At 72.1% G+C, this 13,322-nt stretch carries 15 protein-coding genes; 10 read left to right on the forward strand and 5 right to left on the reverse strand.

The genetic code is table 11. The features are described 5' to 3' along the window. The first annotated feature begins 25 nt into the window (after nucleotides 1–25). Nucleotides 26–415 carry a DivIVA domain-containing protein gene (locus tag QNO09_RS19235; protein ID WP_283971437.1) on the forward strand — a complete coding sequence of 130 codons (390 nt, stop codon included), beginning with the start codon at nucleotides 26–28 and terminating at the stop codon, nucleotides 413–415. Beyond that, on the forward strand, nucleotides 412–1,050 hold the full coding sequence (locus QNO09_RS19240; RefSeq protein WP_283971438.1) for a DNA-3-methyladenine glycosylase I: 639 nt from the start codon (nucleotides 412–414) through the stop codon (nucleotides 1,048–1,050). Before QNO09_RS19235 ends, QNO09_RS19240 begins: the two co-directional genes overlap by 4 nt. On the opposite strand, the gene chcB is transcribed toward QNO09_RS19240, so the two are convergent. Continuing rightward, nucleotides 1,016–1,819 (reverse strand): 2-cyclohexenylcarbonyl CoA isomerase, encoded by an 804-nt coding sequence (gene chcB / locus QNO09_RS19245; RefSeq protein ID WP_283971439.1) that lies wholly within the window; start codon nucleotides 1,817–1,819, stop codon nucleotides 1,016–1,018. The genes QNO09_RS19240 and chcB overlap by 35 nt on opposite strands. 66 nt (nucleotides 1,820–1,885) lie before the next feature. Here chcB and QNO09_RS19250 point away from each other — a divergent pair, with 66 nt between their 5' ends. Both QNO09_RS19250 and QNO09_RS19255 read left to right on the forward strand, forming a co-directional pair. Further along, nucleotides 1,886–2,050, forward strand: coding sequence for a hypothetical protein (locus QNO09_RS19250; RefSeq protein WP_283971440.1), 165 nt, complete (start codon nucleotides 1,886–1,888; stop codon nucleotides 2,048–2,050). A 153-nt stretch (nucleotides 2,051–2,203) separates the two neighbouring features. Further along, nucleotides 2,204–2,371: a DUF3117 domain-containing protein gene (locus QNO09_RS19255; RefSeq protein ID WP_003966491.1), complete on the forward strand. Its 168-nt coding sequence runs from the start codon at nucleotides 2,204–2,206 to the stop codon at nucleotides 2,369–2,371. A gap of 165 nt (nucleotides 2,372–2,536) precedes the next feature. Here the strand turns inward: QNO09_RS19255 and QNO09_RS19260 are convergent, their stop codons facing one another. Beyond that, the gene (locus QNO09_RS19260) at nucleotides 2,537–3,235 is read right to left on the reverse strand and encodes an O-methyltransferase (protein ID WP_283971539.1); all 699 of its coding nucleotides are present in this window, start codon (nucleotides 3,233–3,235) and stop codon (nucleotides 2,537–2,539) included. Nucleotides 3,236–3,470: 235 nt separating this feature from the next. Here QNO09_RS19260 and sigE point away from each other — a divergent pair, with 235 nt between their 5' ends. From sigE to QNO09_RS19285, 5 genes are all read left to right on the forward strand, one after another. Continuing rightward, complete coding sequence (sigE, locus tag QNO09_RS19265) at nucleotides 3,471–4,172, forward strand: RNA polymerase sigma factor SigE (protein WP_283971441.1); 702 nt, start codon at nucleotides 3,471–3,473, stop codon at nucleotides 4,170–4,172. Between the two features lie 71 nt (nucleotides 4,173–4,243). Beyond that, nucleotides 4,244–5,188 carry an anti-sigma factor family protein gene (locus QNO09_RS19270; RefSeq protein ID WP_283971540.1) on the forward strand — a complete coding sequence of 315 codons (945 nt, stop codon included), beginning with the start codon at nucleotides 4,244–4,246 and terminating at the stop codon, nucleotides 5,186–5,188. 131 nt (nucleotides 5,189–5,319) lie between these two features. Continuing rightward, nucleotides 5,320–7,599, forward strand: coding sequence for a trypsin-like peptidase domain-containing protein (locus QNO09_RS19275; RefSeq protein ID WP_283971442.1), 2,280 nt, complete (start codon nucleotides 5,320–5,322; stop codon nucleotides 7,597–7,599). A gap of 217 nt (nucleotides 7,600–7,816) precedes the next feature. Then, nucleotides 7,817–8,266 carry a sec-independent translocase gene (locus tag QNO09_RS19280; protein ID WP_283971443.1) on the forward strand — a complete coding sequence of 150 codons (450 nt, stop codon included), beginning with the start codon at nucleotides 7,817–7,819 and terminating at the stop codon, nucleotides 8,264–8,266. Nucleotides 8,267–8,493: 227 nt separating this feature from the next. Beyond that, the gene (locus tag QNO09_RS19285) at nucleotides 8,494–9,165 is read left to right on the forward strand and encodes a hypothetical protein (protein WP_283971444.1); all 672 of its coding nucleotides are present in this window, start codon (nucleotides 8,494–8,496) and stop codon (nucleotides 9,163–9,165) included. 113 nt (nucleotides 9,166–9,278) lie between these two features. Here the strand turns inward: QNO09_RS19285 and QNO09_RS19290 are convergent, their stop codons facing one another. Genes QNO09_RS19290 through QNO09_RS19300 form a run of 3 tightly spaced genes read right to left on the reverse strand, consistent with a single transcriptional unit; the run spans nucleotide 9,279 to nucleotide 12,328 of the window. Beyond that, nucleotides 9,279–10,412, reverse strand: coding sequence for an Mrp/NBP35 family ATP-binding protein (locus tag QNO09_RS19290; RefSeq protein ID WP_283971445.1), 1,134 nt, complete (start codon nucleotides 10,410–10,412; stop codon nucleotides 9,279–9,281). Between the two features lie 43 nt (nucleotides 10,413–10,455). Further along, nucleotides 10,456–11,055, reverse strand: coding sequence for a DUF1003 domain-containing protein (locus tag QNO09_RS19295; RefSeq protein WP_283971446.1), 600 nt, complete (start codon nucleotides 11,053–11,055; stop codon nucleotides 10,456–10,458). Then, nucleotides 11,045–12,328: a magnesium transporter MgtE N-terminal domain-containing protein gene (locus tag QNO09_RS19300; RefSeq protein WP_283971447.1), complete on the reverse strand. Its 1,284-nt coding sequence runs from the start codon at nucleotides 12,326–12,328 to the stop codon at nucleotides 11,045–11,047. Before QNO09_RS19300 ends, QNO09_RS19295 begins: the two co-directional genes overlap by 11 nt. Before the next feature lie 225 nt (nucleotides 12,329–12,553). Between QNO09_RS19300 and QNO09_RS19305 the strand changes: the two genes are divergently transcribed. After that, nucleotides 12,554–13,321, forward strand: a complete 768-nt coding sequence (locus QNO09_RS19305; RefSeq protein WP_283971448.1) for a hypothetical protein — start codon at nucleotides 12,554–12,556, stop codon at nucleotides 13,319–13,321. The last annotated feature ends 1 nt before the right edge of the window (nucleotide 13,322 follow it).

Genomic DNA, 13,322 nt, shown 5'->3' on the forward strand with positions numbered 1-13,322 from the left:
TCCATCCGACCGTGGGGGCCCCGCGATGGTTATGTTCCTGTTCCTGGTCGTCGCGCTCGCCGTCGTGGTCGGCGCGGTGACGCTCGCCGTGGTGGGCGGCGGCGACAACGGCCCGCTGCCGGAGGCCTCCCCGGAGCGGCTGCGCGACCCGCTGCCCCCGGACCGCCCGGTCGACCGCGTGGACGTGGAGGGGCTGCGTTTCCCGCTCGCCGCCCGCGGCTACCGCATGGCGGACGTGGACGACGCGCTGAGCCGCCTGGGCGCCGAGCTCGCCGAGCGCGACGCCCGCATCGCCGACCTGGAGTCCGCCCTGGCCGGCGCCCGGTCGGCCCCGGGCCACGGGCCGGGGCGCGCGGCCGGGGAGAACCACGTGTCCATGGACAAGCCCGCTCCCCGGCCGGAGGACCGGCCGTGAGCGACGGCGCCGCCCTGGCCGGCCCGGACGGCGCGCTGCGCTGCCCCTGGGCCCTGTCCGCCCCGGAGTACGTGGCGTACCACGACGAGGAGTGGGGCCGCCCGGTCCACGGTGACGACGCGTTCTTCGAGCGGCTCAGCCTGGAGGCCTTCCAGTCCGGCCTGTCCTGGATCACCATCCTGCGCCGCCGCCCCGGCTTCCGGGCCGCCTTCGCCGACTTCAAGATCGCCTCGGTGGCCGCCTTCACCGACGAGGACCGCGAGCGACTCCTGGCCGACACCGGCATCATCCGCAACCGCGCCAAGATCGACGCCACCCTCGCCAACGCCCGAACGCTGACCGAGTGGTCCCCCGGCGAACTGGACGACCTGATCTGGTCCCACGCCCCGGACCCGGCCGCCCGTCCGGCCCCGCGGACCCTCTCGGACGTCCCGCCCGTCACCCCCGAGTCGACGGCCCTGTCCAAGGTGCTCAAGAAGCGGGGCCTGCGTTTCGTGGGGCCGACGACGGCGTACGCCCTGATGCAGGCGGGCGGTCTGGTGGACGACCACCTGGAGGCATGCGTGGCGCGAAGCACCCCCGTAGGGGGCGCCCCCGGCTCTACCGGCCCAGATACTTCGGCTTCTCCTTGTTGACGAAGGCCTGCACCGCGATCGCGTGGTCCTCGGAGGAACCGGCCCGGGTTTGCAGCTCGTCCTCCTTCTCCAGGGCCTCCTCCAGGGAGTGCGTCAGCCCGTACGCCACCGACTCCTTCAGCGCCGCGTACGCCACCGTCGGCCCCTCGGCCAGCGCCCGCGCCACCTTCTCGGCCTCCGCCCGCAGCTCACCGGCCGGCACCAGCCGGTTGGCGACACCCAGCTCGTACGCCTCCTGCGCACTGATGCTGCGCGGGAAGAGCAGCAGGTCAGCGGCCCGCCCCGGGCCGACAACCCGCGGCAGCGTCCAGGAGATCCCCGAGTCGGCGGTCAGCGCGACCCCGGCGAACGAGGTGTTGAACGCGGCCGTGTCCGCCACGATCCGGTAGTCCGCGGCGAGCGCGAAGCCGAAGCCCGCCCCGGCCGCCACCCCGTTCACGGCGGCGACGACCGGCTTCGCCGCCCCGGCCAGCGCCCGCACGATCGGGTTGTAGTGCTCCCGCACCGTGCTCATGGTCTGCCCCGACCCCGTCTCCCGGTCCTGGACCAGCAGCCCGATGTGCTCCTTGAGGTCCTGCCCGACGCAGAACGCCCGGTCACCGGCGGCGGTCAGCAGCACCGCCCGCACGGCCACGTCGTCCGCCGCGGACCGGACCGCCTCCCGCAGGGCGACCTTGGCCTCCACGTTCAGCGCGTTCATCGCCTCCGGGCGGTTCAGCGTGATCGTCGCGAGTCCGTCGCTCACCTCGTAGAGCACGGTGTCGGTCATGGCGTATCCCCTCCGGTCGCGGATCGGAGACGTACCGGCCGGTACGTCCCGGGTCTGCAGGACAGCATGACGGAGATCACCGACGCCGAACCGGACCGGACGTGTGACCTGCGTCAAAGAATTCTCGCCCGGATTCGTTCGGCGGATGTGTGTGCGGGGGCGGAGTATCGCAGCCTCATCGCCGAATTGAGTGGTTTTGCTCGCGTGCGTTGCCCAAGCGATGCCGACTGATGTTGGTCATCGGGTCCTGAGATGCGGGATAATGGCCTGGAAGCAATGTGTTCGATGCCGGTGACGCGTGTCCTGCCACAAGGACCGTACGTGTGCCCTTCTTCAGGGCCGTCGGCTTTGACGATGAGCTGGGTTTCAGGAAGGGGAACGAGCATGGCGGCCATGAAGCCGCGAACGGGTGATGGCCCGCTCGAGGTGACCAAGGAGGGGCGGGGCATCGTCATGCGCGTTCCGCTCGAAGGCGGCGGTCGGCTCGTCGTCGAGCTGACCCCTGACGAGGCCGACGCGCTCGGCGACGCCCTCAAGAAGGTCGTCGGCTGACGCGCAAGCGACCATACCCCTTCGGTTGCCCCGGCATCACATGTGGTGCCGGGGCGGCTGTTTTCCACCCCTGACACTCGCCTGCCCGGCTCCCGCCGCCCCTGGCGCGCGACCAGGCCAGGGCCTGTCGTTCGGATCAGGCCCGCCGGGAGGTACGGACAGGCCCTAGCGTTTCACCGCGCACAGCAGTCCGTCGCCCACCGGCAGCAGGGCCGGCAACAGCTCCTGGCTCTCGCGCACCGCGCGCAGCAGCTCCCGCAGGCGCAGCACCTCCGTCGGCTGTGGACCGGAGTCCACCGTCCGGCCGTTCGCGAAGGCGCCCTCGAAGACGACGAGCCCGCCGGTCCGCAGCAGACGCAACGATTCAGCGAGGTAGTCCATGACCTCCAGACGGTCGCCGTCGCAGAACACCAGGTCGTAACCGGCGTCCGCGAGGCGGGGCAGCACGTCCAGGGCGCGGCCGGGGATGAAGCGAGCCCGGTTGCTGGCGAAGCCGGAGGCGCGGAAGGCCTGCCGGGCGAACTGCTGATGCTCCGGCTCGGGGTCCACGGTCGTCAGGACACCGTCGGGCCGCATACCGTGCAGGAGATGGATCCCGGAGACACCGCATCCGGTCCCGATCTCCGCGACGGCTTTCGCGTCGACGGACGCGGCCAGCAACCGCAGCGCGGCGCCCGTGCCGGGCGTCACCGAGCGCAGCCCTGCCTCACGAGCCCGGTCCCGGGCCCAGTGCAGCGCTTCGTCCTCGGCGACATAGGCGTCGGCGAACGCCCAGCTCGTCTGCCGGTTGCCGGTAATGACCCTCTCCTGTCCCCGTGAATGCCTGGGCGTGACTGTATCCGTTGGGCACGGGAACCCGCAGATGGGACCGGTCGTTTAAAGGGGAGAGCAAACGACGCGGGCCGGGACGGGGGGGCGGGCGGTGGATCAGGATGCCGAGCAAGTGCCGACGCAGCAGTACGAGGCGTATCGACCCAGATCAAATTCTCGTAAAACCGCTTATCCGGTCCTAACGGGCGAGGTGGCTATGGTAGGGGCTCCACTGGACACCACCAGAGCTGACAGGGGAGGTGCGGCTGCGCCTGGGGATCGCGTAGGGGTGCTGAGGCGCTTCCTCGGATCAGCGGGCAGGCCGACATCCGTGAACGACACCGCTGCTGACCACAGTCACGCCGCTGACTTCGCCCAGACCGCGACCTTCACCACCGACGCGGACGGGCAGGCGTGGACTCCGCCCACGTGGGAGGAGATCGTCAGCACGCACAGCGGCCGGGTCTACCGGCTCGCCTACCGTCTGACCGGCAACCAGCACGACGCGGAGGACCTCACGCAGGAGGTCTTCGTCCGCGTCTTCCGCTCCCTGTCGACCTACACGCCGGGCACCTTCGAGGGCTGGCTGCACCGCATCACCACGAACCTCTTCCTGGACATGGTCCGCCGCAAGCAGCGCATCCGCTTCGACGCGCTCGGCGAGGACGCGGCCGAGCGGCTGCCCAGCAAGGAGCCCTCGCCGCAGCAGGTCTTCAACGACGCGCACTTCGACGCGGACGTGCAGCAGGCCCTCGACACCCTCGCCCCCGAGTTCCGCGCCGCGGTCGTCCTGTGCGACATCGAAGGACTGTCCTACGAGGAGATCGCCGCGACCCTCGGCGTCAAGCTCGGCACGGTCCGCTCGCGGATCCACCGCGGCCGGTCCCAGCTGCGCAAGGCCCTCGCGCACCGGTCACCGCAGGCGCGCGCCGAGCGCCGCTCCTTCGTGCCCCGTGTTCCCGCACTGGGAGGAGGGGGCGCGAGCACGTGAGCGGATCACGGCCGAAAGCTTCCGAGGGTCACCTCGCAGAGCAGCATCTGGGAGACCGCCTCTCCGCCCTGGTGGACGGAGAACTCGGTCATGACGCGCGCGAGCGCGTACTGGCGCACGTGGCCACCTGCCCGAAGTGCAAGGCGGAGGTGGACGCCCAGCGACGGCTGAAGAACGTCTTCGCGGAGGCGGCCCCGCCACCCCCTTCCGAGAGTTTCCTGGCCCGCCTGCAGGGACTACCCGCGGGCGGCGGCCCGGACGGTGATCTCATGCCGCCGGGCACAGGAGGGCTGCCCGGAGGACTGTCGGGACGGTTCGGATCGTCCGGGGCCTTCGCGGTGAAGCGGGGCGAGCACTTCGAGTTCGAGTACGTCCCGTCCCGCCCGCACCTGCCCGCACTGCCCGCCTCCCCGGGCAGCCGGAGCCTCCCCTCCGACCGCAGCGGTCTGCCCACGGGGAAGGGCTTCCGCATCCACGACATCGGCCGGTCCGACACCGACCGGTCCTCCTCGCGGCTGCGGTTCGCGTTCGTCGCCGCCGGTGCCGTCTCCCTCGCCGCGATCGCTCTGGGCGGGGTCACCACCGGCATCCCGGCCGACGCGGAGGCCCGCGGCGGCCAGGGCACGGGCAGCAATGTGACACCGATGCGCACCCAGGGCACCGGTGCCGCGACGACGCCCGAGTCCCAGCGCCGCCGGACGGCGCCGCTGCTCGGGCAGGTGCACGGCCAGAGCATGGTCGGCCGCGCCCCGGTCGCTCCGACCGAGGTGTCCGCACCGCTGCTGCCCGGCGTACCGTCCGCCGCCCGGCACCACGCGATGCACGCCCTGACCGCCCCGGTGGTGGCCGGTGCCGCCGCCATGTCCCCGCTGATACGTCCGCTTGAGGCGGCCGCACCGGGCCCCCTGACCTCGTGGTCCTCGGTCCCCGAGATCACCGCTCCCCTGTTCGCCGTGCCCCTTCCGGACACGACCTCGTCCCCCTCTTTCCCCGCCTCCTCGCGTACGGCTCACTGACCGCCCTCTGCGCACCGGACCGCGGACCTGATTGAATCCGAGGGTTGTCGCCCGCGGCCGAGGTGTGGCCGGGCGCCGATTCGACGAACTGCGGCCACCGCGACGAGCCGTGCCGCTGCTGTGGGGAGAGCATGAACGAGGGGAAGCCCACGAAGGCGAAGTGGTGGAGCCGTCCGCGACCGCAACCCTTTCCGGGGCAGCCGGAGGATCCGGACGGGGGCGTCGGGGAGGACCGGGCCGCGATCGGGGTGCACGGGCCGACGGCCGCCCCGGCGGGCGTGACCGACAGCGACGGGGACTTCGAGCTGGCGCGTCCCGCTCCTCGGCGCGAGCAAGACGGCGACTATGAGTTGAGGCGACCCGAGGCGGCGCCGTCCGACGGCGCCCCCGTCGCGACCGGGGTGCCGACTGACGGCGTCTCCGTCACGACCTGGGTGCCGTCCGGCGGCGCCCCCGTCGCGACGGCCTCCGGCGAGGTGCCCGCCGAGGGCGCCCCTTCGGTCTCCGCCGCCCGGGGAGTCGGCCAGAGCCAGGACAGCCCTGGCGCCTCCGCCTCGCACACCGGGCCGGCCGAGGGTGCTCCCCGGCCGCTGCACGACCCCGACCCCTACAGCACCCCGCCCTACGGCGAACCCGGCCCCTGGGCGCCGGCCCCGCCCGTCCAGCACCCGGCGGCGACGGCCCCCGCGGAGGGCGTGGCGGCACCGGGCGGGCCGACCGTGCCGGGCACCCCGGCCGGTGTGCCGCCGCGGCACGGCATACCGCCCGTACCGGCCCCCGCCAGCCCCCCGCCAGCAGCTCACACCCCGCCTGTACCGGCCCTCGCCAGCCCTGCGTCCGCCGTGGACGCACCGCCCGTACCGGCGGCCCCCGCCAGCCCCCCGCCAGCAGCTCACACCCCGCCTGTACCGGCCCTCGGCAGCCCTGCGTCCGCCGTGCACGCACCGCCCGTACCGGCGGCCCCCGCCAGCCACACCCCAGCCGCTCACACCCCGCCTGTACCGGCCCTCGGCAGCCCCGCGTCCGCCGTGCACGCACCGCCTGTACCGGCCCCAGGCAGTACTGCACCCGCCGTGCACACACCGGCGGCCCCCGCCAGCCCAGCGCCAGCCGCTCACACACCGCCGGCCCCCGGCAGCCCCGCGTCCGCCGCTCAGGCGCCCGCCGAGATGCCGCCCCCCACCCCGGCTCCCGCTCCCGACCCCTGGCAGCGTTACGACCCCTGGGCGGCTCCCACGGTCGCCGGGGGCCATGGGCCCCTCCAGCAGAACGGTGCCGCCGTGCTCAGCACGGACCAGCGGCGCAAGCGGGGCCGGACGGCGCTGGCGCTCGCCGCCGTGCTGATCGCGCTGGTGTCCGGCGGCGTAGGCGGCGCCGTGGGGACGTATCTGGAGCGGAACGGAGGCGTCGGGTCCGTCGAGTTGGCACAGGCCGGGAAGGAGGCCTCCGCGCGGGACGCGGACAGTGTGGCCGGGATCGCCGGGCGGGCCCTGCCCAGCGTGGTCACCCTGCATGTCAGCGGCGCCGGCGAGCAGGGCACGGGCACCGGCTTCGTGCTCGACACCCGAGGGCACATCCTCACCAACAACCACGTCGTGCAGCCCGCCGGGCCGGACGGTGAGATCACCGTGACGTTCAACGGCGGGGAGACCGCGCAGGCCGAGGTCGTCGGCCGGGACAGCGGCTACGACCTCGCCGTCGTGCGGGTGAAGGGCGTCCGCGGACTCACCCCGCTGCCCCTCGGCAACTCGGACAACGTGCAGGTCGGCGACCCGGTCGTGGCGATCGGCGCCCCCTTCGACCTGGCCGGCACGGTCACCTCCGGCATCATCAGCGCCACGCAGCGGCCCATCACGGCCGGTGGCGAGAAGGGTGACGGCAGCGATGTGTCGTACGTCGACGCGCTGCAGACCGACGCCCCCATCAACCCCGGCAACTCCGGCGGGCCGCTGCTCGACGCCCGGGCCCGGGTCATCGGCATCAACTCGGCCATCCGCTCGGCGGAGGGCGGCTCCACGCAGGACAGCGGCCGGTCCGGCTCCATAGGCCTCGGCTTCGCCATCCCCATCAACCAGGGCAAACGAGTCGCCGAGGAGCTGATCAACACCGGGAAGGCGACCCACCCGGTCATCGGCATCACCCTGGACATGGACTACACGGGCGACGGCGCCCGCGTGGCCGCCGAGGGCAGCGAGGGCGGGCCGCCGGTCACCGTGGGCGGCCCGGGTGCCAAGGCCGGGATCAAGGCGGGCGACGTCATCCGGGAGGTCGACGGCCGGCGGGTGCACTCCGGCGAGGAACTGATCGTCAAGACGCGGGCGCACCGACCCGGAGACCGGCTGGAGCTGACCGTGGAGCGCGCCGGCAAGGAACGAACCGTCTCCCTCGTCCTCGGGTCGTCCGGTGGCTGAGACATGATGTCCGCGACCCGCCAGGACGTCCCGTCCGGTCCCACAAGGGACCGACAAGGCAAACAATCGGGAAAGCGCTCACACCTCCCGCACTCGGAGGTCCCGGGACAGTACCGGTCGGACAGGATCGCCGGGTACCGTGGATCCGGCCCGGACCACGGCAAGACCCGCACCGACCACGAGGGCCGAGGACCGAGGACATCGCTAGGAGCTTCAGGTGTTCAATGACATAGGACCACTCGAGCTGGTGACGCTCATCGTCCTCGCCGTGCTCGTCTTCGGTCCGGACAAGCTCCCCAAGGTCATCCAGGACGTGACGCGCACGATCCGGAAGATCCGTGAGTTCTCGGAGAGCGCCAAGAACGACATCCGGGAGGAACTCGGCCCGGAGTTCAAGGACTTCGAGTTCGAGGACCTCAACCCCAAGACCTTCATGCGCAAGCAGCTGGACAACGAGGACCTGGGACTCAAGGAGATCCGCAACGGCTTCGACCTGAAGAAGGAGATGGCCGAGGTCACCGACGCCGTCCACAGCCGTGACTCCGACACGTCCTCCGCGTCGTCCACCGGCGTCGCCGGTTCGTCCGGTGGCCGTATCGACATGACGAAGAGGCCGGAGACGCCCGACCCGGACGACCGGCCGCCCTTCGACGCGGACGCCACCTGAGCGACATGCCCGGGGGCGTACGCCCCCGGGCGCGTGACGCGTTTCATACTCCGGTCGGGCTGTGTACGGCCTGAACCGGGCGCCCGTGCGGCCCACGCGCCCGGCGGTTTCCCTGCTGCTCGCAGCGGTGTGGCTATGCTGCCAAGTTGTGGTGCGGACCGTGACGAGTACGTCCGAAGGGGGGCGGGCCGTCCCGGTCCGACTAGAGCGAGGAGGCGTACGGGCACATGGAGACGACGAGTCGGGCAGTCGCGCAGACGCCGGCCGCGGAGGGTGGGCAACAGCTCCCCTCCGCCCGGCGTACGGTCGACGGCTACCTGCGTGCGCCCTTCCCGTGGTACGGCCTCGACGAGGCGTTCACAGGACCGCGCTGGCTGATGCAGGTCGGTACGACGGCCGACGGGGCCGTGGAACACGGGTCCATCGGGCACGGTGACGAGCCCACGGTGCGCAACGAGCATGCCGCCGGCGGCGATCAGGAGGCCAAGGAGAAGTTCGCGGTCGTGGTGACCGTGGCGGCCAGTCCCTCCCGCCGCACGGCGGACGGGACGGGGCTGCTGGAGGCCACGTCCGTGTCCTCCGCCGCGTGGCTGGCCGGGGTGGGGCTGCTGTCCTTCACCTGGCCCGGGCAGATGGACCACGCGCTGCGGGACGACTGGCTGGAGCAGCAGACGGAGACGGCGTGGGTGCTGGCGGACGACCTGGACGGGTCCGACTGGTCGACGCTGTCGCTCCCCGTGGACGGGGTGCCCACGGCGTTCCACTACCGGGAGTCCGAGTTCGGCTGGGTGCTGGCCGGTTCCACCTCGGCCGGGGTGCACCTCGGGGCGTACGGCAGGGGCATGAGCGCCTACGGGCTGGGCTTCGCCGTGGTGAAGGACATCGCCACGTACACGTGAGTTCCGGGGCGCCGGCTGGTTTCGGCGCCCCTTCGCCCCAGGGTCTCGGACGGGTGGGGCGGCTGCGGGTGCGATGCGCCGGCTCGCGCAGCTCCCCGCGCCCCTGAGTCAGTTCAGAACTTGTTCCTCGGAGTGATACCGAGCGACAGGCCCGACAGACCGCGCTGCCGTCCTCCCAGCTTGCCCGCGATCGCCCGGAGGGCCGAGCCGGCCGGGGAGTCGGGGTCCGTCAGGACGACCGGCCTGCCGTCGTCGCCGCCCTCGCGCAGACGGACGTCGATGGGGATGCTGCCGAGGACCGGGACGTTCGTGCCGGTCGTGCGGGTCAGGCCGTCGGCGACCGTCTGGCCGCCGCCCGTGCCGAAGACGTCGACCATCTCGTCGCAGTGCGGGCAGGGCAGGCCCGACATGTTCTCGACCACGCCGACGATCTTCTGGTGGGTCTGGACGGCGATGGAGCCCGCGCGCTCGGCGACCTCGGCCGCCGCCTGCTGAGGCGTCGTCACGACCAGGATCTCGGCGTTCGGGACCAGCTGGGCCACGGAGATCGCGATGTCGCCGGTGCCGGGCGGCAGGTCCAGGAGCAGCACGTCCAGGTCGCCCCAGTACACGTCCGCCAGGAACTGCTGGAGGGCGCGGTGGAGCATCGGGCCGCGCCAGACGACCGGGGCGTTGCCCGGCGTGAACATGCCGATCGAGATGACCTTCACCCCGTTCGCCGACGGCGGCATGATCATGTTCTCGACCTGGGTGGGACGGCCGTCGGCGCCCAGCATGCGGGGCACGGAGTGGCCGTAGATGTCGGCGTCGACGACACCGACCTTGAGGCCGTCGGCCGCCATCGCCGCCGCCAGGTTGACCGTCACCGAGGACTTGCCGACGCCGCCCTTGCCGGAGGCGACCGCGTAGACGCGGGTCAGGCTGCCCGGCTTGGCGAAGGGCACCTCCCGCTCGGTCTGGCCGCCGCGCAGGGCGGACGCCAGCTCCTTGCGCTGCTCGTCGCTCATCACGTCGAGCGTGACGTCGACGCGGGTGACGCCCTCGACCGCGGAGACCGCGTCGGTCACGCGCTGCGTGATCGTGTCCCGCATCGGGCAGCCCGAGACCGTGAGGTACACGGTGACCGCGACCGCCCCGTCCGCACCGATCTCCACCGACTTGACCATCCCCAGTTCGGTGATGGGCTTGTGGATCTCGGGGTCGTTCACCGTCGCCAGTGCCTCGCGCACCGCGTCTTCCATAGCCATAAGGACGATGGTACGGCGCTCTACCGGGGCGTAGGGAAGCGTCTCAGCGGTCGTCTGCGTCACGTCCTCGTGATCGTTCCGCCGGGACTACGACCGACTCGTGACGGTGACCGTTCTGGCGTTCCTCCAGCTCCTTGATCATGTCCTGGAACTCCGAGCGGATCCAGTCGCGGGTGGCGACCTCGCCGAGGCCGATGCGCAGGGCGGCGATCTCACGGGTCAGGTACTCGGTGTCCGCGATGGACCGCTCGTTCTGTTTGCGGTCCTGCTCCAGATTGACCCGGTCGCGGTCGTCCTGCCGGTTCTGCGCGAGCAGGATCAGCGGGGCGGCGTAGGAGGCCTGCAGGGACAGCATCAGCGTCAGGAAGATGAACGGGTACTCGTCGAAGCGCAGGCCGCTCGGCGCGAAGATGTTCCACACCACCCACAGGATGATGGCGACCGTCATCCAGACGATGAACCGCCCGGTGCCCAGGAAGCGCGCGATGCGCTCCGACAGCCGGCCGAAGGCCTCCGGGTCGTACTCGGGCAGGAACCGGCGCCGGCGCGGGAGCGGCTGGTCGAGACGGGTGGTGCGCGGCCGGGAGGCGGCCGTGGCGCCCGCCGGGGTGCGCTCGCGCAGGCTCTCACGCTCAGGAACCATCGGTGGCCACCTCCTCGTCCAAGTGGAACTCGGTCTCCCGCCAGTCCTCCGGGAGCATGTGGTCGAGCACGTCGTCCACGGTCACCGCGCCCAGCAGCGCGCCGGCCTCGTCGACGACGGGCGCCGCGACCATGTCGTACGTGGCGAAGAACCCGGCGATGGCGGGCAGGTCCGCCTGGGGGTCGAGCGGCTGGAGGTCGTTGTCCAGGATGGAGCTGACCAGGGTGGGTGGTGGCTCGCGCAGCAGGCGCTGGAAGTGGACGGTGCCCAGGTACTTGCCGGTCGGTGTGTCGTCCGGGGGCCGGCAGACGTACACCTGGGCGGCGAGGGCGGGGGAGAGGTCGCGGTTGCGGACCCGGGCCAGGGCGTCAGCGACGGTGGCGTCCGGGCGCAGCACGATCGGCTCGGTGGTCATCAGACCGCCCGCCGTGCGGTCCTCGTACGACATCAGGCGCCGCATGTCGGCCGCGTCGCCGGGCTGCATCAGGCTCAGCAGCCGCTCCTGGTCGTCCGTCGGCAGCTCGCCCAGCAGGTCGGCCGCGTCGTCCGGGTCCATGGCCTCCAGGACGTCGGCGGCGCGCTCCTCCTTCAGCTTGCCGAGGATCTCGATCTGGTCGTCCTCCGGCAGCTCCTCCAGCACATCGGCCAGCCGGTCGTCGTCGAGGGCGGCGGCGACCTCCGCCCGGCGCTTGGGGGAGAGGTGGTGCAGGACGTTGGCCAGGTCGGCGGGGCGCAGCTGCTCGAAGGTGGCCAGCAGGTTCTCGGCGCCCTGCCCCTGCTCCTCCAGGGAGAAGCCGGTGACGGCCGTCCACTCGACGGTCAGCGCCTCGCCCTTGGCGCGCCGGAAGGCACTGCCCTTCCTGCCCTTGCGGACGAAGACCCGGTCGATCTCCCACTCCCGGCGGGCCGGCAGCTGATGCACCGACAGGTCGAGGACGGTGACCTCCTCGCCGGTCTCGGTGAGCGTCACGCGCCGGTCCAGCAGCTCCCCGAACACCAGCCGCTCCGTGGGCCGCTGCTCGAAGCGCCGGACGTTGAGCACGCCGGTGGTGATGATCTGGCCGGACTGGATGGCGGTGACCCGGGTCATCGGCAGGAAGATGCGGCGGCGGGTGGCGAGTTCGACGACGAGGCCGAGCAGTCTCGGCGGTCGCTGCGCCACCCGCAGCATGACGACCAGATCGCGCACCCGCCCCACCTGGTCACCGGCTGGGTCGAAGACGGCGACACCTTGGAGGTGCGATACGAAGATCCGGGGGGCGCCCGCTGCCATGGCCGCGGCTCCTTTTCGTGCGGGGTGGTTCGTGGTGGCTGTCTGTGCGGCTGTCCTTGTGCCTGTGTCTTCCGAATTGCCCGCTCGGGTGGGCTTCAGGCTAGCCCGTCCCGATCGGGGCCGCGTCGGCGGGCGGTCCGGACGGACTGGCTCCGACCTGCCCGCACGACCCCGGTACCCTGCGATACGCCGTTCAGGTCTTTCGTCAGAGAGGCAGCCCCACCTGTGACTCCGATTCGCCAGAGCCGCAGCCGCAGTCGCAGCAGCAGTGCCGCACTCGCCGGCGCGACGTGCGCGCTGCTCGTGACGGGAACGGTGCTCACCGGTTGCGCGGAGGATCCGAACGAGGGCACCAACGGGGTCGGCAGACTCCCCGCCGCCAAGATCCAGAGCAAGACCCGGTCGGCCGCCGAGACCGCCGGGGCGGTCCGGGTGCACGGCAACGTCGTCAGCGGCGAGCGGACGTACGCCCTCGACATGCGGCTGAAGGACGACGGCGGCGACGGCTCGGTCACCACCCAGGGCGCGACCTTCAAGCTGCTGCGCATCGGCGAGCAGCTCTACATCAAGGCGGACGCCGGGTTCTGGGCTCACGGCAGCGGCCAGGGCGAGGACGGCGAGGGGGACGCGGCGGCGGCCTCCAAGCTCGGCGGCAAGTTCGTGAAGGTGCCGCAGGGCGACCCCTCGTACAAGAAGTTCAGCGGTTTCACGGACAAGGCTCTCCTCCTCGACGGTCTGCTCACCCTGCACGGGACGCTCGCGACGGACGGCCACGCCGAGGAGGCGGGCGTCCGCACCATCCGCGTCACCGGAGACAAGGGCTCCGGCGGCACCCTGGAGGTCTCCTTGGAGGGCAAGCCGTATCCGCTGCGCCTGGAGCGGGCCGGCGGGGCGGGCACCCTCACGTTCTCCGCCTGGGGTGAGGACTTCTCCCTCAGGGAGCCGGAGAAGAACGAGACGGTGGACTACGGCAAGGAGCTGCCGGCGTCGTAGG

Source organism: Streptomyces sp. 378 (genome assembly GCF_030124145.1).
Lineage (GTDB): Bacteria > Actinomycetota > Actinomycetes > Streptomycetales > Streptomycetaceae > Streptomyces.

Excerpts from the sequence above, each read along its gene's own strand:
- QNO09_RS19235 (WP_283971437.1), top strand. The coding sequence starts at position 26 with ATGGTTATGTTCCTGTTCCTGGTCGTCGCGCTCGCCGTCGTGGTCGGC.
- chcB (WP_283971439.1), bottom strand. The coding sequence starts at position 1,819 with ATGACCGACACCGTGCTCTACGAGGTGAGCGACGGACTCGCGACGATC.
- QNO09_RS19250 (WP_283971440.1), top strand. The coding sequence starts at position 1,886 with ATGACGGAGATCACCGACGCCGAACCGGACCGGACGTGTGACCTGCGT.
- QNO09_RS19255 (WP_003966491.1), top strand. The coding sequence starts at position 2,204 with ATGGCGGCCATGAAGCCGCGAACGGGTGATGGCCCGCTCGAGGTGACC.
- QNO09_RS19275 (WP_283971442.1), top strand. The coding sequence starts at position 5,320 with ATGAACGAGGGGAAGCCCACGAAGGCGAAGTGGTGGAGCCGTCCGCGA.
- QNO09_RS19285 (WP_283971444.1), top strand. The coding sequence starts at position 8,494 with ATGGAGACGACGAGTCGGGCAGTCGCGCAGACGCCGGCCGCGGAGGGT.
- QNO09_RS19290 (WP_283971445.1), bottom strand. The coding sequence starts at position 10,412 with ATGGCTATGGAAGACGCGGTGCGCGAGGCACTGGCGACGGTGAACGAC.
- QNO09_RS19295 (WP_283971446.1), bottom strand. The coding sequence starts at position 11,055 with ATGGTTCCTGAGCGTGAGAGCCTGCGCGAGCGCACCCCGGCGGGCGCC.
- QNO09_RS19300 (WP_283971447.1), bottom strand. The coding sequence starts at position 12,328 with ATGGCAGCGGGCGCCCCCCGGATCTTCGTATCGCACCTCCAAGGTGTC.